Origin of the sequence: Plantibacter flavus (genome assembly GCF_051487245.1) — a bacterium.
GTDB classification, from domain to species: domain Bacteria; phylum Actinomycetota; class Actinomycetes; order Actinomycetales; family Microbacteriaceae; genus Plantibacter; species Plantibacter flavus_B.
Genome location: NZ_JAHVDH010000005.1, coordinates 365,660 through 384,445, shown reverse-complemented (window position 1 = coordinate 384,445; position 18,786 = coordinate 365,660). Strand labels below are relative to the sequence as shown.

17 protein-coding genes are annotated in these 18,786 nt (G+C 68.1%); 8 read left to right on the top strand and 9 right to left on the bottom strand.

Annotated features, from left to right (window positions below; genetic code table 11):
- Window positions 1-71: 71 nt before the first annotated feature.
- Complete coding sequence (locus KXS11_RS14750) at window positions 72-2,132, bottom strand: acyltransferase family protein (protein ID WP_437386362.1); 2,061 nt, start codon at window positions 2,130-2,132, stop codon at window positions 72-74.
- A 124-nt stretch (window positions 2,133-2,256) separates the two neighbouring features.
- Window positions 2,257-3,360: a VIT1/CCC1 transporter family protein gene (locus KXS11_RS14745; RefSeq protein WP_437386361.1), complete on the bottom strand. Its 1,104-nt coding sequence runs from the start codon at window positions 3,358-3,360 to the stop codon at window positions 2,257-2,259.
- Window positions 3,361-3,447: 87 nt separating this feature from the next.
- Between KXS11_RS14745 and purE the strand changes: the two genes are divergently transcribed.
- Together purE and KXS11_RS14735 are read left to right on the top strand one after the other, a co-directional pair.
- Window positions 3,448-3,969, top strand: a complete 522-nt coding sequence (gene purE, locus KXS11_RS14740; protein WP_437386360.1) for a 5-(carboxyamino)imidazole ribonucleotide mutase — start codon at window positions 3,448-3,450, stop codon at window positions 3,967-3,969.
- Window positions 3,966-5,339 carry an LCP family protein gene (locus KXS11_RS14735; protein ID WP_437386359.1) on the top strand — a complete coding sequence of 458 codons (1,374 nt, stop codon included), beginning with the start codon at window positions 3,966-3,968 and terminating at the stop codon, window positions 5,337-5,339. Before purE ends, KXS11_RS14735 begins: the two co-directional genes overlap by 4 nt.
- 60 nt (window positions 5,340-5,399) lie before the next feature.
- On the opposite strand, the gene KXS11_RS14730 is transcribed toward KXS11_RS14735, so the two are convergent.
- The 4 genes from KXS11_RS14730 to KXS11_RS14715 all read right to left on the bottom strand — a co-directional run bounded on the left by KXS11_RS14730 (window position 5,400) and on the right by KXS11_RS14715 (window position 9,393).
- The gene (locus KXS11_RS14730) at window positions 5,400-6,218 is read right to left on the bottom strand and encodes a class I SAM-dependent methyltransferase (RefSeq protein ID WP_437386358.1); all 819 of its coding nucleotides are present in this window, start codon (window positions 6,216-6,218) and stop codon (window positions 5,400-5,402) included.
- Window positions 6,219-6,296: 78 nt separating this feature from the next.
- On the bottom strand, window positions 6,297-7,433 hold the full coding sequence (locus tag KXS11_RS14725; RefSeq protein ID WP_437386357.1) for a glycosyltransferase family 4 protein: 1,137 nt from the start codon (window positions 7,431-7,433) through the stop codon (window positions 6,297-6,299).
- Window positions 7,430-8,281, bottom strand: coding sequence for a dTDP-4-dehydrorhamnose reductase (gene rfbD, locus KXS11_RS14720; protein WP_437386356.1), 852 nt, complete (start codon window positions 8,279-8,281; stop codon window positions 7,430-7,432). Before rfbD ends, KXS11_RS14725 begins: the two co-directional genes overlap by 4 nt.
- Window positions 8,278-9,393 (bottom strand): acyltransferase family protein, encoded by a 1,116-nt coding sequence (locus KXS11_RS14715; protein ID WP_437386355.1) that lies wholly within the window; start codon window positions 9,391-9,393, stop codon window positions 8,278-8,280. The genes rfbD and KXS11_RS14715 overlap by 4 nt, the downstream gene beginning before the upstream one ends.
- Before the next feature lie 251 nt (window positions 9,394-9,644).
- On the opposite strand from KXS11_RS14715, the gene KXS11_RS14710 reads away from it, so the two are divergent.
- From KXS11_RS14710 to KXS11_RS14695, 4 genes are read left to right on the top strand one after another with little or no spacing between them, the layout of a single operon-like run.
- Window positions 9,645-10,736, top strand: a complete 1,092-nt coding sequence (locus tag KXS11_RS14710) for a DegT/DnrJ/EryC1/StrS family aminotransferase (RefSeq protein WP_437386354.1) — start codon at window positions 9,645-9,647, stop codon at window positions 10,734-10,736.
- Entirely contained in the window at window positions 10,736-12,802 is a 2,067-nt protein-coding gene (locus tag KXS11_RS14705; RefSeq protein ID WP_437386353.1) for a glycosyltransferase family 2 protein, read from the top strand. The genes KXS11_RS14710 and KXS11_RS14705 overlap by 1 nt, the downstream gene beginning before the upstream one ends.
- Window positions 12,799-13,902 carry a glycosyltransferase family protein gene (locus tag KXS11_RS14700; RefSeq protein ID WP_437386352.1) on the top strand — a complete coding sequence of 368 codons (1,104 nt, stop codon included), beginning with the start codon at window positions 12,799-12,801 and terminating at the stop codon, window positions 13,900-13,902. The genes KXS11_RS14705 and KXS11_RS14700 overlap by 4 nt, the downstream gene beginning before the upstream one ends.
- Window positions 13,899-14,540 carry a NeuD/PglB/VioB family sugar acetyltransferase gene (locus KXS11_RS14695; RefSeq protein ID WP_437386351.1) on the top strand — a complete coding sequence of 214 codons (642 nt, stop codon included), beginning with the start codon at window positions 13,899-13,901 and terminating at the stop codon, window positions 14,538-14,540. The genes KXS11_RS14700 and KXS11_RS14695 overlap by 4 nt, the downstream gene beginning before the upstream one ends.
- A 7-nt stretch (window positions 14,541-14,547) precedes the next feature.
- On the opposite strand, the gene KXS11_RS14690 is transcribed toward KXS11_RS14695, so the two are convergent.
- Window positions 14,548-15,096: a GtrA family protein gene (locus tag KXS11_RS14690; protein ID WP_437386350.1), complete on the bottom strand. Its 549-nt coding sequence runs from the start codon at window positions 15,094-15,096 to the stop codon at window positions 14,548-14,550.
- 111 nt (window positions 15,097-15,207) lie between these two features.
- Here KXS11_RS14690 and KXS11_RS14685 point away from each other — a divergent pair, with 111 nt between their 5' ends.
- The gene (locus tag KXS11_RS14685; RefSeq protein WP_437386349.1) at window positions 15,208-15,810 is read left to right on the top strand and encodes a dTDP-4-dehydrorhamnose 3,5-epimerase family protein; all 603 of its coding nucleotides are present in this window, start codon (window positions 15,208-15,210) and stop codon (window positions 15,808-15,810) included.
- 25 nt (window positions 15,811-15,835) lie between these two features.
- Here KXS11_RS14685 and KXS11_RS14680 read toward each other — a convergent pair whose 3' ends face one another.
- Window positions 15,836-17,377, bottom strand: a complete 1,542-nt coding sequence (locus KXS11_RS14680) for a glycosyltransferase (protein ID WP_437386348.1) — start codon at window positions 17,375-17,377, stop codon at window positions 15,836-15,838.
- The gene (locus tag KXS11_RS14675) at window positions 17,374-17,751 is read right to left on the bottom strand and encodes a hypothetical protein (RefSeq protein ID WP_437386347.1); all 378 of its coding nucleotides are present in this window, start codon (window positions 17,749-17,751) and stop codon (window positions 17,374-17,376) included. Before KXS11_RS14675 ends, KXS11_RS14680 begins: the two co-directional genes overlap by 4 nt.
- A 158-nt stretch (window positions 17,752-17,909) precedes the next feature.
- On the opposite strand from KXS11_RS14675, the gene rfbA reads away from it, so the two are divergent.
- Entirely contained in the window at window positions 17,910-18,779 is an 870-nt protein-coding gene (gene rfbA / locus KXS11_RS14670; protein WP_437386346.1) for a glucose-1-phosphate thymidylyltransferase RfbA, read from the top strand.
- Window positions 18,780-18,786: the final 7 nt, after the last annotated feature.

The following is an 18,786-nucleotide window of genomic DNA, read 5'->3' as shown; positions in this document are numbered from 1 at the left end:
GCCGGCGCGGTGCGCTCGTCCGAGCGCGGCCCTGTCGCGCGAGCGCACCCGTCTGGAGGCCCGCGCTCGCGTCAGCGCACCGCGCTGGCGGCGGACGCGATCGCGTCGGCGAGCATCGGAGCGATCGTCCTCGACCAGGTGGCCGTGATGTGGTGCAGGTCGCGGTACACGAGCACGTGGCCGACCGCCAGCGGACAGCTTCCGCCGGAGCAGTACAAGGCACCGAGGTCGATGACGGGTACCTGGCCGTCGGTCATCGCAGCGGCCGCGATGTTCAGGTCGACGTTCGGATAGGCGTCGAGCACGGGGAACGCGCACGCACCCGCGAGCAACTCGCCAGCGGTACTCCGATCGACGCAGGCGGCAGCGTCGTCCGGCACCCTCGGGTTGTCGCGGAGCACCACGATGGCCGTCCCGCGGTCGAGCACCGGCCTCCACACAGCGAGTGTCGCCTCGCGGATGCGCGCCTGGTCGGCGACCGACGTCTCGTCGGGACTCTTCGAGGTCACGAGCACGATGTCGTACGGGTGCGGACCGGTGAACCGCTCCTGCATCAGCGTTCGCCTCGCACTGCAAGCGCGGGAATCGTCGGCGGACGGTGCGCGCCATTCGCACCCCTTCCCGACGTACACGTCGAGCCGCCAGTTGCGTTCCACGAGTTGATCGATGAGCCCCGGGATCAGCATCGTCGCGTGGGAGTTCCCCGTGATCGCCACGCGGACGGCGTCGGCCCGCATCGAGCCGAAGGAGCACCCGGGGAAGTCGACGTCCTCGGCCTTCGCCGAGCACCGGAACGTGTCGCCGGTGTCCTCCGTCCGGACCGCGAGCGGCGGGTACAGCGCGTCACCGAGCGCCGGGTTGCTGCAACCGACGGACACCGCGGCCGCAGCACCGAAGCATGGCTCCTCGGTTCCGACGTAGGCGTCGACGGCGCTCGCGGTCTGGTACTCCTGCACCTCGACACTCGCGCGGCCGCCCAGAGGGATGCACAGGACGATCGCGGTCGCCGCCGCCGCGACGACGAAGGTTCGACGCGGCCGGGCGACAGTCAGTCGTGGCCACCGCCGCACCGGGTCCTCGATGAACCGGGTGGTCGCCGCCCCGAGCGTGACGGAGACGACGAGGACGACGAGCGCGCCACCCCAGCCGATCGCACCATCGATCAGCATCGGTGCGAACACGATGAGGGGCCAGTGCCAGAGGTACAGCGAGTACGAGATGTCGCCGAAGAACCTGGCCGGCCGCCAGTTCGCGATCGTCGTGACCGACCATCGGAGCTGCGAGGAGCCGCCGGCGATGACGAGGAGCGTGCCGACCACCGGCACCACGGCGGCGACTCCCGGGAAGGGGGTCTCGCGGGAGAAGGCCCAGAGGGCCAGCGCGAGCAGTCCGACACCGGCCAGGCCAGCGGTGGTCCGCCGCCGGCTCCGGTGGACGAGCACCACCGGTCCGAGGAGTGCGAGGAGACCGCCGGCGGCGAACTCCCACGCTCGAGTCGTCGTCATGAAGTACGCCGGCGCGGGATCCGACGCCGTGAGGACGATCGAGCCGAGCAGTGAGCCGGCCCCGATGAGTCCGAGCGCCCCGGCCAACGTCCGACGCAGCCCGAATCGTCGGAAGCGGGTCGCGAGCACGGTGCACAGCACCACGACGAGCGGCAGGACGAGATAGAACTGCTCCTCGACGGACAGGGACCAGAAGTGCTGCACGGGCGACGCGGCGCTGCCCTCGGCGAGGTAGTCGACGGAGCTCGCGGCGAGGAACCAGTTCTCCCAGGACGTGGCGCTCGCGACCGCTTCGGTGAAGAACTGCGCCCACGTCGTCTGCGGGGCGAGGAGCCAGATGGCGATCGAGGTGACGGCGAGGACGAGGAGCGCAGCCGGGAGCAGCCGCCGAGCACGCCTGGCCCAGAAACGCGGCAGGTCGATGTGCCCGGTCGCCGTCGCCTCGCGGACCAGGTGGCCGGTGATGAGGTAGCCGCTGACGACGAAGAACACGTCGACCCCGATGTAGCCGCCGGGCACGGCAGCGGGTGACAGATGGAACACGACGACCGACAGGACGGCGATCGCCCGGAGGACCTGGATGTCCGGTTGGGTCCTCGGAACCGAGCCGAGTGCGGGGCGGACCACGGTGCTGGGCTGGGGCGGCGGCAATCGGCATCCCTGATGCTCGTCGGACAGGAGGTGCGCTCACGCTAGCTCGTCGCGGTGACGCACAGCTGTCCGGCGGGTGACGTCTCGGGGCCGGGCTCGATCAGGACACGTTGGCGCCGAAGAGCAGGCCGAGCAGGTAGGTGGCAGCCGCGGCGCCGTAGCCGATGCCGAGCTGACGCAGGGCGCGACGCAGCGGCGGGCCACCCGACAGGAGACCGACGACCGCGCCTGTTCCGAGGAGCGCGATGCCCACGAGCAGTGCAGCGACGAGGAGGGCGGTGAGCCCCTGGAGACCGAGCAGGTACGGCAGGACGGGGATGATCGCGCCGGAGGCGAAGAAGCAGAAGCTCGACAGCGCTGCACCGAGTCCCGTCCCGATCGCCTCGTGGTCGACGTCCGCGCGAGCCTCCGCCTGGTAGGTGCCGGCGCCGACCCGTGCGAGGACGTCTGCGGCTCGCGCCTCGGCTTCTCGAGGCTCGAGTCCTCTGGCCCGGTAGACGAGGGCGAGCTCGTTCGCGTCGACGTCGAGGTGGCGGAGCGCGTCGTCGGCAGCGGGGTTCGGGCTCGAGGCCTCCAGGAGTTCACGCTGCGACCGCACGGAGACGTACTCACCAGCGCCCATCGAGAGCGCTCCGGCCAGGAGGCCCGCGAGTCCGGCGGCGAGGACCACCCCGTTCCCGACGCCTGTGGCGCTCATACCGATGACGAGCGCGAGGTTCGAGACGAGGCCGTCGTTCGCGCCGAACACCGCCGCCCGGAAGGTGCCGGAGAGTCGGTTGCGTCCGCGAGCCGCCAGGCCACGGACCACCTCCTCATGGATCTGTTCGTCGGCCGCCATCGTCTCGGTCGCGGCACGCTCCGTCGCATATGGGGAGCGGGCCTCAGCACGCTGCACGAGCGCGAGGACGAACACCGAACCGAAGCGTCGGGCGAGCCAGCCGAGGATACGGGTCCTCAGGTCGCCGCGCTGCGGTTTGCCGATGTCGTCGCCGAGCAGCGCGATCCAGTGCGACTCGTGCCGTTTCTCCGCCTCGGCGAGGGCGAGGAGGATCTCGCGTTCCTCACCGCTCCGTCGGCTGGCGAGATCGCGGTACACGGCGGCCTCAGCTCGTTCGTCGGCGAGGTAGTCGCGCCAGCGTCGGATCTCACGTGGGGAGGCAGGACCCGTTCGGTGCGTGGATGCGGCTCCGGTCGACTCGCTCATGTGCCGATTCTCGCAGACGCGGACCTGTCCGACAGCTGCGGTGCGTCATGAGGGGATCTTCAGCCTCCCGGATCTACGATGGTGCTCATGCCCGAGAACTCTGCCCAGCCCCAGGACGCCCGACCGCTCGTCGGAGTCGTCATGGGTTCGGACTCCGACTGGAACGTGATGAGCGATGCCGCGCAGCTGTTGCGCGACTTCGGTGTGCCGTTCGAGGTCGAGGTGCTCTCAGCGCATCGCACGCCCGAGAAGATGATCGCCTACGGCAAGGCGGCGCACGGTCGCGGTGTCAAGGTCATCATCGCCGGTGCCGGCGGCGCCGCGCACCTGCCGGGCATGCTCGCCTCGGTGACGACCCTCCCGGTCGTCGGTGTCCCCGTGCCGCTCTCGCGCCTCGACGGGCTCGACTCGTTGCTCTCGATCGTGCAGATGCCCGCCGGTGTCCCCGTCGCGACCGTCTCGATCGGTGGCGCGAAGAACGCCGGCCTCATCGCCGTCAAGATCCTCGCCACCGCCGACGACGCACTCCAGGGTGCGCTCGTCGACTACGCGGAGTCCCTCGCCGCCTCCGTCGAGGAGAAGAACCGGAACCTCAAAGCCAAACTATGACGAGTGCAGCCACCGCCGCGAAGCCGATGCGGTACCCCGACACCCGCTCGCGCGAGGTGATGACGAAGCGCGCCTGGTGGCTCGTGATCCTCAACCTGCTGATCCCCGGCTCCGCACAGGTGCTGGCCGGCAACCGCAAACTCGGCCGTTTCGGTCTCGGCTTCACACTGTTCCTGTGGCTGCTCGTCGTCGTCGCGGTCGTCCTCATGTTCCTGGCCCGTGAAGTGCTGTTCACACTCGCGACCAACCCCATCGCGCTCACCGTCGCCCAGGTGCTGCTCGTCGCCTACGCGATCCTCTGGGTGGTGCTCACCCTCGACACGCTCCGGCTCGTGCGCCTCGTGAAGGCCTCGCCGAACGCGAGACTCGGTGTCGCGGTGTTCACGACGCTCGCCATGGTCCTCGTCGCCGGCGGCGCCGGCTACGGTGCGGTCGTGGCCGGAGCCACCCGTGGGTCGATCTCGTCGATCTTCGGCAACACCGGTCCGTCTGAACCTCCCATCGACGGCTACTACAACATCCTCCTGCTGGGTGGTGACGCCGGCCCCGACCGCGACGGCATGCGCCCCGACAGCATGTCGGTCGTGAGCATCAACGCCGAGACCGGTCAGGCGACGACGATGTCCATGCCGCGCGACCTCATCGACATCCCGTTCCCCGAGGGCAGCGAGATGGCCGGTCTCTACCCCGACGGCTACAACGACTCCTGCGACGTCGACGTCTGCCAGCTGAACTCCATCTACACGGAGATCGAGCTGAAGAACCCGGAGCTGTTCCCCGATGCCGAGGCGCGAGGCAGTGAGCCCGGCATCGAAGCGATGAAGCAGGCGGCCGAGGGCATCACCGGCCTGCACATCCAGTGGTACGTCCTCATCGACATGTACGGATTCGCGACCCTCATCGACACGCTCGGCGGCGTCGACATCGACGTCAAGGAGCGGCTGCCGATGGACGGCGACGCCGACCTCGAGAACGTCACCGCCTGGATCGAACCGGGCGAGCAGCACATGGACGGTTGGACGGCCCTCATGTACGCACGCTCGCGCCACTCCACGAGCGACTACGACCGGATGGAGCGTCAGCACATCCTCCAGACGGCGATGCTGAAGCAGTTCAGCCCGACGAACGTGCTCGCGCGCTTCCAGGACGTCGCCGCGGCGGGGAGCGACGTCGTGAAGACCGATGTCCCGCAGGGGATGCTCGGCTACTTCGTGAACCTCGCCCTCAAGACGAAGGAACTGCCGATCAACTCGCTGCAGTTCGTGCCTCCGACGATCGATCCGGAGGAGCCCGACTACTCGCTCATCCACCAGATGGTCCAGGACCAGCTGTTCCCGGTGACGGCGACGCCGGACCCCGACGCCGGCTGACCTGCCGAAGGCTGGTTCCTGAGCCAGTCGAAGGGCGATCCTCGGGTCTGTCGAAGGGCGTCAGTCGACGATCGCGATGATCTCACCGTGCGGCACCGCGAACCAGCCGTCCGCCGCCTCCACCCAGTCGCGCCAGGCGGCCGAGATCTCCGTCAGGTCGCCCTCGGTCGCGATGCCGGTCTCGAGGGCCTGCGTCGCGAAGCTCGAGGTCTTGGCGCGCTCCGACCAGGCACCGCCCCACCACTCGCGGTCGACGGGTGACTCGAACGACCAGACGCTCGCCGTGCTTCGGATGTCGGTCAGCCCGGCTTCCATCGCCCAGGACTTCAGTCGGGTCCCGGCGTCGGGCTCGCCGCCGTTGGTGCGCGCGAGCTCCTGGTAGACCTCCATCCACCGGGTCAGCCCCTCCGACAGCGGGTACCAGACTGCGCCGCCGTAGACGATGTCGCGGACGGCGATGATGCCGCCGGGGCGGACGACCCGACGCAGCTCGCGGATGACGGCGACCGGATCTCCGACGTGCTGCAACAGTTGGTGAGCATGCGCGACGTCGACGCTGTCATCGGGCAGGTCGAGCGCGTAGGCGTCGCCGACCTCGTACTCGACGTTGCCGATGCCCGCTGTGACGGCGCGGGCGCGGGCGTCGATGACGACCTCGGCGGCGGCGTCGACGCCGATGACGGTACCGGGGGCGACGATGCGTGCGAAGTCGAGGGTGATCGTGCCCGGTCCGCTGCCGAGATCGAGGACGCGGAGGCCTGAGCGTAGATACGGCAGGAGGTAGGCAGCCGAGTTCTCGGCGGTTCGCCAGGAGTGGGTGCGGAGGACGCTGGGGTGGTGTCCGAGCGTGTAGCGCTCGCGGCGTTCGAGTTGGGTCACGTGTTCAACCCTAGGCTCGTCCGCGGCGCCCGATTGCTTTGTGACGAGCGCCGCTCGAGAGGTGGGTCTCGAACGGAATCAGAGCTCGGCGTGCAGCTGCCAGACGCGCTCGGCGGAGTCACGCCAGCTGAACGCCTGTTCGCGGTCCATGCCCAGGATCCGGAGACGCGCGAGGCGTTCGCTGTCGCCGATCACGTCGTTGATGGTGGCGATCAGGCGATCGGCGTAGCCCTTCGCGCCGGACTCGACGACGACGCCCGCGCCGCCACCGACCTCGACGAGTGCCGGGACGTCGGAGTGGATGACCGGTGTCCCGAAGCGGAACGCTTCGACGAGCGGCAGTCCGAAGCCCTCGGCGAGGCTCGGGTAGACGAACGCGGTCGCGCGGTCGAGGACCACCGCCAGGTCGGCGTCGTCGAGGAAGCCGAGCGCGCGGACCCGTCCTTCGGGGAGGCCCGCCTCGTCGGCCACCTGCGCGAGTGTGACGTCGCCCCAGCTGTCGGTGCCGACGATGAGGAGCGGGAGGTCCGGCGCGTCGGGGCGTCCGAGTCCGGTGATGAGCTCGGTGATCCCGCGCCGGGGGTCGAGCGAGCCGACGGACACGAGATAGGCGGACGGCAGCCCGAGGGTACGGGCGCGGCCGTCCGCGTCGGTCGGGAGCGTGAGGGTCGAAGCCGCTGCACCACCGATGACCCTGATCCGATCGCCGAAGTCGACGATGCCGCGCAGTTCGTCGGCCACCGCGTGGGTGGGGACGACGATCGCGTCGGCGTGTTTGCGTGCGCGCTTCACCATCGCCTTCTGCCAGGCGACGGACATCGGGGAGAGCGAGGACGGGTGCGACCACGCGAGCGTGTCGTGGACGGTGACGACGATCTGGTTGCCGTCGTTGACGCGGTCGTGGCGGTTGAGCGGCGCCAGGAGACCGGGTGCGTGGACCATGCCGTTCGCCGTGCCTGGAGCCACGATGCCGAGCTGCCACGCCGTGCTGAGTTCTCGCCTCGGCAGGGTGGTCCGCTGGAGGGACGCGAGACCGGGGAGTTTCGATTCGAGGAGGTCGATCTTCTCTTTCGAGACCGCGGAGACGATGCCCTCGACCTCGCAGCCGGTGGGGGCGGTGGCGATCAGCTGTCGGGTCAACTCCTCGGAGTACCGACCGACGCCGCCCGCGACGGGCGCGACGATCTGGTCGACGACGACCCTGAGCGTCGTCACGGGGCGGTGACGACGCCGTGCTGCGCCGCCTGGTCGAACGCCTCGCGCCAGTCCCGCATGGGTGCGAGCCCGGCCGATGCCCAGGCGTCGTGCCCGAGGACCGAGTAGGCGGGGCGCGGTGCCGGACGGACGAAGGCCGAGCTGTCCGTGGGGGAGACCCTGGCCGGGTCGGCGCCGACCGCGGCGAACACGGCCTGCGCGAACTCGTACCAGGACGCCTCGCCGGCGTTCGTGCCGTGATAGACGCCCGCGGGTGCGTCGGCGTCGAGCAGCGCGACGACCTGGGCTGCGAGGTCGGCGGTCCACGTGGGCTGGCCGAGCTGGTCGGTGACGACCGCCGGGTCGACCCCGTTCGCTGCGAGTTTCGCCATCGTCGCGGCGAAGTTCGGGCCGTTCTTCCCGTACAACCACGCGGTACGGACGATGTACGCGCCCTCCGGGTGCTCGGCCAGAACAGCACGTTCACCGTCGGCCTTCGTGCGGCCGTAGGCGCTGATCGGAGCGAGCGGGTGGTCCTCGCGGTAGGGCGTCGTCGCCGAGCCGTCGAAGACGTAGTCGGTCGAGACCTGGATGAGCTTCGCACCGACCTCGCGGGCGGCGATCGCGAGGTTGCGTGCGCCTGTCGCGTTCACCGCGGCGGCGTCGTCCTCGTGGGTCTCAGCGTCGTCGACCTTCGTGTACGCGGCGGCGTTGATGACGGCGCTGTGGCCGGCGACGGCTGCACGGACGGCGTCGAGGTCGGTGACGTCGAGCTCGGCACGTCCGAGGGCGGTGACCTCGCGACCCGTCAGGGCCTCCTGCAGGTCGTGGCCGAGCATGCCGGAAGCGCCGGTGATCAGGTACGTCAAGATAAGGGTCCTCTCGGGGGTGACTCGCTTATCGTACCTGGAGCTGCGTCGGAGCCAGCTGGGGTCCCCGCAACGGCGTCGCGTTGCAGGAGGCGCTTGGTCAATCCGCCGAGGAACGGAGCTTCGAACAACCACTTCCAGGGTCGCCGATGGCGTACTGCGGCGAGAGGCGTCGCGATCAGGAACACGGCGACCAGGGCGCCGATCGTGAGCCAGGAGTCGAGCCCGAGCGCGAAGAGCAGCACGCTCGACCCGAGCATGATCGGCCAGTGCGTCGTGTAGTAGACGATCGAGTTGCGTCCGATCCAGCGCAACGGCGCGAGCGCACGCCATGAGGCATGCCGCTCGAGGAAGACGATCGCGGCGAGAATTCCCGCGAGGTTCGCCGGCATGAGCAGCGTCTCGTAGGCCAGTCCGGCGTTGACCGTCACGACGGCGAGACCGAATCCGATGCCGATCGCCGCGAGCGGGACGAAGACGATGTTCTTCCGGAGGACGGGAAACAGCGTTCCCGATGCGCGGTTGAAGGCGTTACCGGCGAAGAAGAAGGTGGCGTAATACGCGTAGGTCTCGAGCTGGTCGCCCGGCTGGAACACGATCGTCGCCACGAAGCAGCCGAGAACGATGAGCCAGGCTGGCACCCGCTTGAGCGCGAGAGCGATCAGCGAGTAGCAGATCAGGTACCACAGGTACCAGAGGTAGCCGGGGGCGACCCACGTCGACGGATGGAACAGGTAGTGCTGCGCGAAGTAGTCCCAGCCGGCCGTGTTCAGGAGGATCGCCGTCCAGATCGCGTACGGCCAGATGAGATTCTGTGCTTTGCGCAGCAGATACACGCCGGGTGGTTTCGACAGGGAGTGTGCCAACACCATGCCCGACACGAACATCAGGGTCGGCATCCGGAACGGTGCGAAGAACACGTTGAGCGGGTCCAGCCACTCGGGCGCCGGGACGCCAACCTTGAACTCCGGTGCGCCGATCGCATGGAGCAGGAGGAGAAGGACCATCGCGAACCCGCGGAGCGCGTCGATCCAGTCGAGATGGACACCTGGCCGGACTGCCGGCGTGCCGGATGCGCTCTGGGCTCGACGGGCGCGATGCTCGCGGGACATGCTCTCCTCAGGAGGGTTCGGGATTCGGGCCTGGCGACGCGGACCGAGGGGCGGCACCGCTCGGGAAGCGGTGACGGTTGTGCAACTTTATCCAACATTGGTCGCACAACTTATTCCGTGCGGTTACGATCGTCGATTGGGGGTCTTCCAGGGCGCCCGCTGGATGGCGCGACCCGGTCGCCATCGCGCTGAACGAGGAGACACCCTGAACACCCCTGAACACCCCCGAACGGCTCCTGAGCCCGATTTACGTGACCCGCCCGATGATGCCAGCCGTCGACGACTACGTCGACCTGGTCAAGGGACTCTTCCAATCGCGCGTGCTGACGAACAGTGGGCCGCTGCACGAGGGTCTGGAGGCCGCCCTCGCCCAGCGGGTGGGATCGTCCCACCTGTCGCTGTGGAACAACGGCACGACGGCGTTGCTCGGTGCCCTGAGCCAGCTGGAGCTGTCCGGCGAGGTCATCGTCACCCCCTTCACCTTCCCCGCGACGGCGCATGCCATCTCGATGCTCGGCCTGCGACCCGTGTTCGCCGACGTCACACCGGACACCTTCACGATCGACCCCGCCTCGGTCGCCGACCGCATCACCGCCGACACCTCGGCGATCGTCGGGACGCACGTGTACGGAAACTGGTGCGACTACACCGCACTCGGTGCCCTCGGTCGCGAACACGACCTCCGCATCGTCTACGACGGCGCTCACTCCTTCGGGCGGAAGGCTCCCGTCTTCCCGACCTCGCCCGACGCCATCGGGGACGTCACGATGTTCAGCTTCCACGCGACCAAGCTGTTCCACACCGTCGAGGGTGGAGCGCTCGTCACGAACTCAGCGGAGCTCGACCGTGCGTTCCGGCGCGCCCGCAACTTCGGGATCGCCTCCGAAGAGGAGATCTCGATGGTCGGCATGAACGGCAAGATGAGCGAGTTCCATGCGGCGATGGGGCTCCTCTCGCTGAAGCAGCTCGACGCCGAGGTCGAGGCCCGTACGCTCCTCGCCGACGGATATCGTCGCCGTCTCGCGGAGATCCCCGGTATCCACGTGCTCACCGATGACCGCTCGGGCCAGCAGTACTTCGCGGTGCGGATTGAGGACGCGGAGTACGGGCATTCGCGAGACGAGCTGCACCTGTACCTGCGCTCCCTCAACATCGTGAGTCGCAAGTACTTCTACCCGCTCGCCTCCGACCTGCCCCAGTACGCGGACGCGCTCGGGCCGGGCGGACTCCCCGTCGCTGAGCGGGCGTCGCGTGAGTGCCTCGTGCTCCCGCTGTACGGCGACCTCGGTCTCGACAACGTCGATCGCATCTGCGACGCGATCGCCTGGAAGGCCCGCAGCTGATGACGACGACGATTCCCGACGTCTCCGTTCTCGTGGTGACGCACAACCACGCGGAGTACCTGGCTGACGCACTGGCGACGGTCCTCGCCCAGCGCACGGAATACCGATACGAGGTGGTGATCGCCGACGACGCCTCCAGCGACGGGACGGCAGCGCTTGCGGACGCGTGGGTCGCCGCCCACCCCGACATCGATGCGCGGGTCCTTCCGGTGGAGCCGCAACTCGGCATCACACGCAACTACTGGCGAGCGTTCGCTGCGTGCCGCGGGCGGTACGTCGCCGTTCTCGAAGGTGACGACCAGTGGCTGGCGGACGACAAGCTGCAACGCGTGGTCGGTGAGCTCGAAGCCGACGAGAGCCTCGCGATGGTGGCCCACCGCGTGCTGCTCTGGGACGCCGAATCGGGCGATGGCACGGTCGCGCCCGAGATCGGGTTCGAATCGTTCTCCAGCCGCCTCACCAGTGAGGAGATCGCTGAACAGAACTGGTTCGCGACCTTCAGCGCATGCACGTATCGCGCGGCGCACCTGCGGGCCCTCCCCATCGAGATGTTCGAGATGACCTCCTACGACTGGGCGATCAACCTCGGCGTCACCGCGTTCGGCGATGCGCTCTTCCTGCCCCAGACGATGACCGCATACCGTCAGCACGCGCGCAGCCAGTGGTCGAGCAAGTCCCCCGCGAAGCAGCTCGAGCAGCTGAACGACCTCATTCCGGACTATCTCGAGCTCTTCGGCGAGCGACTGGGGCGCCCGCTGTCCCGCCGCCTGCATCAGATCGAGGCCGAGTTGCTCCGCCTCCGAGCTGCCGGAGGGGATGCTCCCGCGACGCTTCCCGAGCCGGTGGCGCAGCTCGGTATGCCCCTCCCGCGCGTGAGCGGCGAGGCTCCGCGAGTCAGTGCGGTGCTCACCTCGTACAACAACGGCGCGTACCTGATCGAGGCGGTCAACAGCATCCTCGATCAGACGATGGACGACCTGGAACTGGTCATCGTCGACGACGCGTCCGGCGACGACTCCTGGGCACGACTGGCCACGCTCACCGACCCACGGGTCCGCTGCTATCGGCTGGCTCGGAACCAGGGCGGTGCTGCCGCGCTCAACTTCGCGATCCAGGAGGCACGTGCCGATCTCGTCGCCGTGTTGAATTCGGATGACGTCTGGGAACTCAACAAACTCCAACGCCAGCTCGAGGTGTTCGAACAACGACCCGAACTCGGCGCAGTGTTCACCAGTGCGCGCTATGTCGGTCCGGACGGCCGCAGCCTGCCGATGAACGAGATCCTGCCGTCCGCAGGCGTCTTCCGACAGCCCAACCGCTCACAGGCCGAGTGGCTTCGCTACTTCTTCGATCAGGGGAACGCCCTGTGCCACCCGAGCATCCTGATCCGTCGCGAGTTCTATGAGCAGTACGGTCTCTACGACAACAGGCTCCGTCAGATCCCAGACCTCGATCGTTGGATCGAACTCGTCAAGCACTATCCGATCCACGTCCTCGGCGATGAAGACCTCGTGCGGTTCAGAATCCTCCCGAGACTCGGTAACACGAGCAGTCTGACGGAAGCCAACATCGCGCGGAACCACCGTGAGCACCTCCAGATCATGGAGCACTTCTTCACCGGGTGCTCGGACGAACTCGCGCTCGATGCGTTCGGAGACGTCCTCCGCGACCAGTTCTGGGACACGAGGGCGGCTCGTGAGACCGCACTCGCTCTGCTGTGGCTCGACACGTCGGGGCCGCTGTCGCCCGTGAGCCGTGTCCACGGCATCAAGGAGTTGCATCGCAGTCTCGGCGATCCGGAGCAGGCCCGGCATCTGCTCCTGCACTACGGCATCCGTGATCTCGAGCTTCACGAGATCACCGGGCGACTGCACAACTACCCCGATCCGACCGTCGGACAGTGGGTGGGGATGAACTCGCCACAAGCGCTCAGCCACATCGCCGCGACCAACACGGGGTCGCTGGCGCTCATGGCCGTCCTCGCGCGACGCGTCCGCGCGACACCCCTGCGGCAGTGGTCCTCGCGAGCGAGACATCACTTCGGTCAATGGCGGCGACGCGGATGACGGCGCGCCGTGTCGTCGTGGTCGACGACCACTTCCCGACCTTGTCGTCCGGGTTCCGGCTGGCGGAGTTCACCGAGCTCCTGCAGAGCGGCGTCGCGCAGACCGTCCTGACGACGATGGGGCCTTTCGAGGACCTCATGGTGCCGTTCGCCGAGCGGTACCCTGCTCTGGCGTCTGCCGTCCAACCGTACGACGAGGGTGAGCTGGGCGGCTACGACCTCGCTTACCTCATCTTCCTCAACAACGTGGATCATCATCTTGGCGCCTTGGAACGCGCGGAACTGCCCTTCGTCTTCACGCTCTATCCGGGCGGCGGGTTCGCTCTCGACGACGCAGAGGCGACCCGCAAGCTCGACCGGATCATGGCCTCGCCGTTGCTGCGTGCCGTCATCACGACCCAGCCGATCGTGGCCGATCACGTCCGGGAGCGCTATCCGAACGCACCGCTGCATGAACTCGACGCACCGTTCCCCGGTCCGGGATCGGTCCGGCCCGGCCCGGGCAGCCGGGTGATCGCGGACGCGGACATCATCGAGTCGGGTCTCCGGCTCTGTTTCGTCGCCCACCGCTACACGGCCTCGGGGGCGGACAAAGGCTTCCCGCAGTTCGTCGAGATCGTCCGGACCCTCGACGCCTACGGACACACGGTCACCGGCGAGGTCGTCGGCCAATTCACCGAGGACGACGTCGAGCCGACGGTGCGCCACCTGTTCCGGTTCCACGGCGTCCTGGACTCCGCGCAGCTTCGTGAGCTGTTCGCGACGCAGCACGTCATCGTCTCCCCGAACCAGCCGCGGTTGCTCTCACCCGGCGCGTTCGACGGATTCCCGTTGACCTCGAGCGTCGAGGCCTCCCTCAGTGGGGTCGCGATGCTCGTGTCGGATCCTCTCGGGCAGAACCGCCACTACCGCGACGGCCGTGAACTCTTGATCGAGGAGCCGGACGCGCAGGCGATGGTGACCCGGCTCCGGGCCCTCCTGCGCGAGCCGGGCGGCGTCCAGCGCGTCGCTCGTGCCGGCCTCCGACGCTCACGGGCGATCTCGGACCCGGCACGTCAGCTCGCGCTCCGTCGCGAGATCATCGAGGGTGCATGCTCGTGACCGGGACCGTGGCCGATCAGCGCGTGGGATTGCTCGGCAACGGGGGACAGGCGCGGGAGGCGGTCGAGATCCTCGGGCGATCGCGGCTCGCGTTCATCGCCGTCTCAGCCGCCTACCGGGACCTGGAGGATCCGCTCCAGATCGACCTCGACGCGGTCCCGCAGAGCCTGGTCTCCACGCCGGTGGTCGCCGCCGTGGGGGCTCCGGGGCTCAGGCGAGCGCTCGTGCAGGGCTGGCCCGGATCGCAGTTCGCCACACTGACCTCGTCGTCCGCCACCACGAGCTCGTCCAGTTCGATCGGACGGGGGTGCATCATCGCTGCCGGTGCCGTGGTCTCGACCGACGTCTCCATCGGCGACCACTCGCTCATCAACATCGCAGCCTCGGTCAGTCATGACACGGCCCTCGGCGACTACGTGACGATCTCACCGGGGTGTCGCATCGCAGGCGGAGTGACCATCGGCGACGGGGTGTTCCTCGGCATCGGCGCGATCGTCTCCAATGGCGTGCGTATCGCCGACGGGTGCGTCATCGGGGCAGGAGCCGTGGTGGTGGACGACCTCGAGACACCGGGCGTCTACATCGGCGTACCAGCTCGCCTGCATAGCCCGATCGGCGGCTGGCTCGAGGCGATCTGACCCGACGTCAGCGAGTCGATTCGGTGCCGGGCAGAGCGGTCACGTCAGGCTCCTCGAACAGCGCCCGCTGTGCCTCCTCGGCCCGCGCGAGGTTCGCGAGCCCGTCGGCGCGGTGATGGCCGTACACCCAGAACCGGTAGAGGAAGAAGCGGAAGAGCGTCCCGAGTCCCAGACCGATGACGTTGGAAGCGACGTTGTCTGCAAAGAGGGACGTGAAGCCGAACACGTAGTGGCTCAGGTACAGACAGCCGACGGCGATGCCCATGCCGCCCAGCGAGACGACGACGTACTCGCCCAGTTCAAGGACGAAGTTCTTCCGCCGGTGCTCGCGGAAGGTCCAGTAGCGGTTTCCGATCCAGTTGAAGACGATCGCGACAGAGACGCTGATGACCTTCGCGCCGATGGGGGACTGGGCGAGGTGGTCCTGTCCGAAGACGCCGATGCGCAGCAGGTTGAACACGAGCACATCGAGACCGAAGCCGATGAGGCCGACCACGCCGAACTTCAGCGCGTATGCGGCGATGCCGTGCCAGAGGCGGCGGAGCAGGTTGGTCATGGCGAGGCCGATCTGTGTGCGAACACTCGATTATGCACGAGGTCGTCGGCCGGCGGACCGACGGACCACAGGGAATGCGAGCACGCTCGGTCGTCTTGGTAGACTCCCCGGGTGCAGATCCGTGAACTGAACGTCCCCGACAGCTATGAGATCACCCCGAAGCAGTTCGGCGACGACCGAGGCGTGTTCCTCGAGTGGTACCGCTTCGACAAGCTCGAGGAGGCGTCCGGGCGCTCCATCAAGCTCGCCCAATCGAACACCTCCGTGTCCAAGCGCGGTTCGGTGCGCGGCATCCACTTCGCAGACATCCCGATCGGCCAGGCGAAGTACGTCACGGCCACTCGCGGTGCGGTGCTCGACTACGTCATCGACATCCGGGTCGGTTCGCCCACCTTCGGGCAGTGGGATTCGGTCCTCCTCGACGACACCGACCGCAAGGCAATCTTCATCTCCGAGGGCCTCGGCCACTGCTTCGTCGCGCTGACCGACGACGCCACGGTCAGCTACCTCGTCACGGACGTGTACCGTCCCGACCGCGAGCACGGCATCAACCCGCTCGACGAACAGATCGGGCTCGTGATTCCGCCCGAAGCGGGCACGCCACTGCTCTCGCCCAAGGACACGGAGGCTCCCGGCCTGGCAGAAGCGGCGGCTGCCGGTCTGCTGCCGAGCTGGGATGACGCCCGCGCGTTCTACGCCACGCTGCGCAGCTGACCCGTCGGCCGGCGGGCGTCGACGTTCACGGGGTGAACGGATCGACGCCCTTCCATCCCCATCGCCGCGAGATGGTCTTCACCTGCGCCTTGGGCAGCTCGTCGACGGGGATGGACGTGTCGTCGGAGACGACGACGGGTTCGCACAACGTCAGGACGCGGTGCCTGTGCGAGCGGAGCTTCGACGACAGGTCGAGCTCGGCGCAGTACCCGTCGAGCGAGGGGCTGAAACCGCCGACCGATTCGAACGCGGAACGGTCGATCGCCGCGAACTCCGATGAGATCGCGGTCACCTCTCGGTTGACGGTGAGCGCCCCGTAGGTGCTGTCCGCTCCGGCGGGCCATCCTCTGAACGCATCCCGCAGGTGATTGCGGGACCGACGATAGCCGGCGTGCTTCACTGTGTGGTCAGGGAACACGATCCGCCCACCGGCGAACGCGACGTCCGGTTCGCCGAGCGCTCCGGCGATCAGCGTGAGCGCGTTGCTCGGCAGAGACGAGACGTGCTCGCTGATCAGCACGAGCACGTCGCCGCGGGCGCCGACAGCGGCTTCTTGGAGCAGTCGAGTGCGCTCTGAAGAAGGCGCGCTGACGACGACCACCGGTGCTCGACCGGATCTGCGGGGGAGCGGGCCGGGATCCCGGCCCTCGGGCACCGCGACGATGATCTCGACGACCTGATCGGCCGCCTCGTCGGCGTCGATGGACGAGAGCAACGCGTCGAGGCGCGGGGTGCCGGCGTCGGCCGCGACGATCACCGAGATCGTCACTGCTGGCGCGAGTCGGTGGCGGATCGCGTAGGTCCCGAAGTTGGGACCGAACGACACGTCGGCGTCGATACCGCGCCGGTCGACGGCCGCCGTCACCGCTGCCACGCCAGCCGCCCACGCGTAGCTCTTCTCCGAGCCGTTGAGGGCCGTCGAGCCGGGGACTGCCCGCCAGTGGTACAGCACCTCCGGGACGTGCGCGATCCCGCGTGCTCGCTCGGTGAACCGGAGCACGAGATCGTGGTCCTGCGATCCGTTGTACGTGGTGTCGAACGGACCGATCTCGGCGAGGAGGGATCGACGGAACACCGAGAGGTGCGACGTGAACATCTGTCCGAGCATGCGCTCCGGCGACCACTCCGGCTTCGCGAACGGGATACGGTAGTGCCCCTTGTCGGTCATGACGTCTTGGTCGGTGTAGACGTAGTCGATGTCCGTACCGTCTGCGATCGCACGATGCACCAGCGCGAGCGCACGCGGATCGAGCGTGTCGTCGTGGTCGAGCAGCGCGACGAACCGTCCGCTGCTCGCGTCGATGCCGGCATTCGAGGCCTCCGCGATACCGCGGTTCTCGGTGAGTTCGATGAGGACGATGCGCGCATCCTCCGCCGCACACGCCCGCGCGGTCTCGCGGGTGTGCTCGTCCGGGGACGCGTCGTCGACGAGGACGAGCTCCCAGTCGCCGTGGGTCTGGAGCTGCACCGAGGCCACCATCTCCTGCAGGAGGAACGGGGTCGTGTTGTAGAGCGGGACGACGATGGAGAACTCGGGCTCGCGCGCCGTCGCGTCGGGCAGGGTCACGAGCGGCCGCCGCGCAGACGCTTCACGGCGCCGAGCGGGCTCATGACGGCGGCTCCGATGCGCCAGGTCCGAGAACCCGTGAACTCCCCGACGAGCTTGTCGTGGTCGCGTTCGCGCTCCGCCGACACGCGGAGGTACAGGGACTCGAAGTAGTGCTGGCCGACACGGGCCTGGGCGAGTTCGTCGCGCAGGCGGAGGTTCTCCTGGGCCAGGGGGAGGTCGTCGAGGTCGAGCTTCATCGCCGCCAGACGTCGTTGCGCGAGCTCGGCCGAGGCGTTCGCGCCCTCGAGGGCATCACGCAGTCTCAGGATCTCGGCGCGCAGCTCGCGCTGTTCGTCTGTCGATGCTGCGGGTGCGGAAGCGCTGTCGCCCACGATGTTCTCCTTCGTCTTTGCTACGGTGGACAGGCTATCGGACCGCTTCGCGTGGTTCGTGGGCGTTCTTTCAGAAACGATCGGCGGGCATGCTCCATCCAGGGCAGCCGACGCCGTCCGCCGGGGATGTCTCGGCAATGACTCAGAGGAAGTGACCGATGCGCGGCATCATTCTCGCCGGTGGATCCGGCACGCGGCTCTGGCCGATCACCAAGGGCATCTCGAAGCAGCTGATGCCGATCTACGACAAGCCGATGATCTACTACCCCCTCTCGACGCTGATGATGGCGGGCATCAACGAGATCCTCATCATCACGACGCCGGAGTACAACGAGCAGTTCCGCGCGCTGCTCGGCAACGGTGACGACCTCGGCATCCGCCTCGAGTACGCGGTGCAGCCGTCGCCGGACGGACTGGCACAGGCCTTCATCATCGGCGAGGAGTTCATCGGTGATGAGAGCGTCGCGCTCGTGCTCGGCGACAACATCTTCCACGGCACCGGCCTCGGTTCAGCCCTCCGCAACCACAACACCATCGACGGCGCGCTGATCTTCGCGTACCAGGTGGCCGACCCGAAGGCGTACGGCGTCGTCGAGTTCGATGAGGACTTCAAGGCGCTCTCCATCGAGGAGAAGCCTGCGAAGCCGAAGAGCAACTACGCCGTCCCCGGCCTCTACTTCTACGACAACTCGATCGTCGAGATCGCCAAGACCATCGAGCCGTCCGCCCGTGGTGAGCTCGAGATCTCGACGGTGAACGAGCGCTACCTCGAGCAGGGCAACCTGCAGGTGCAGGTCCTCGACCGCGGGACGGCCTGGCTCGACACCGGCACCTTCGAGTCGATGATGCAGGCCTCCGAGTACGTCCGCGTGATCGAGGATCGCCAGGGCTTCAAGGTCGGCTGCATCGAGGAGATCGCCTGGCGCGCCGGCTGGATCGACGACGAGCAGCTCGCGGCCCTCGCCGCACCGCTCGTGAAGAGCGGCTACGGACGCTACCTGCAGACGCTGTTGGCGCAGCAGGCCTGACGAACCG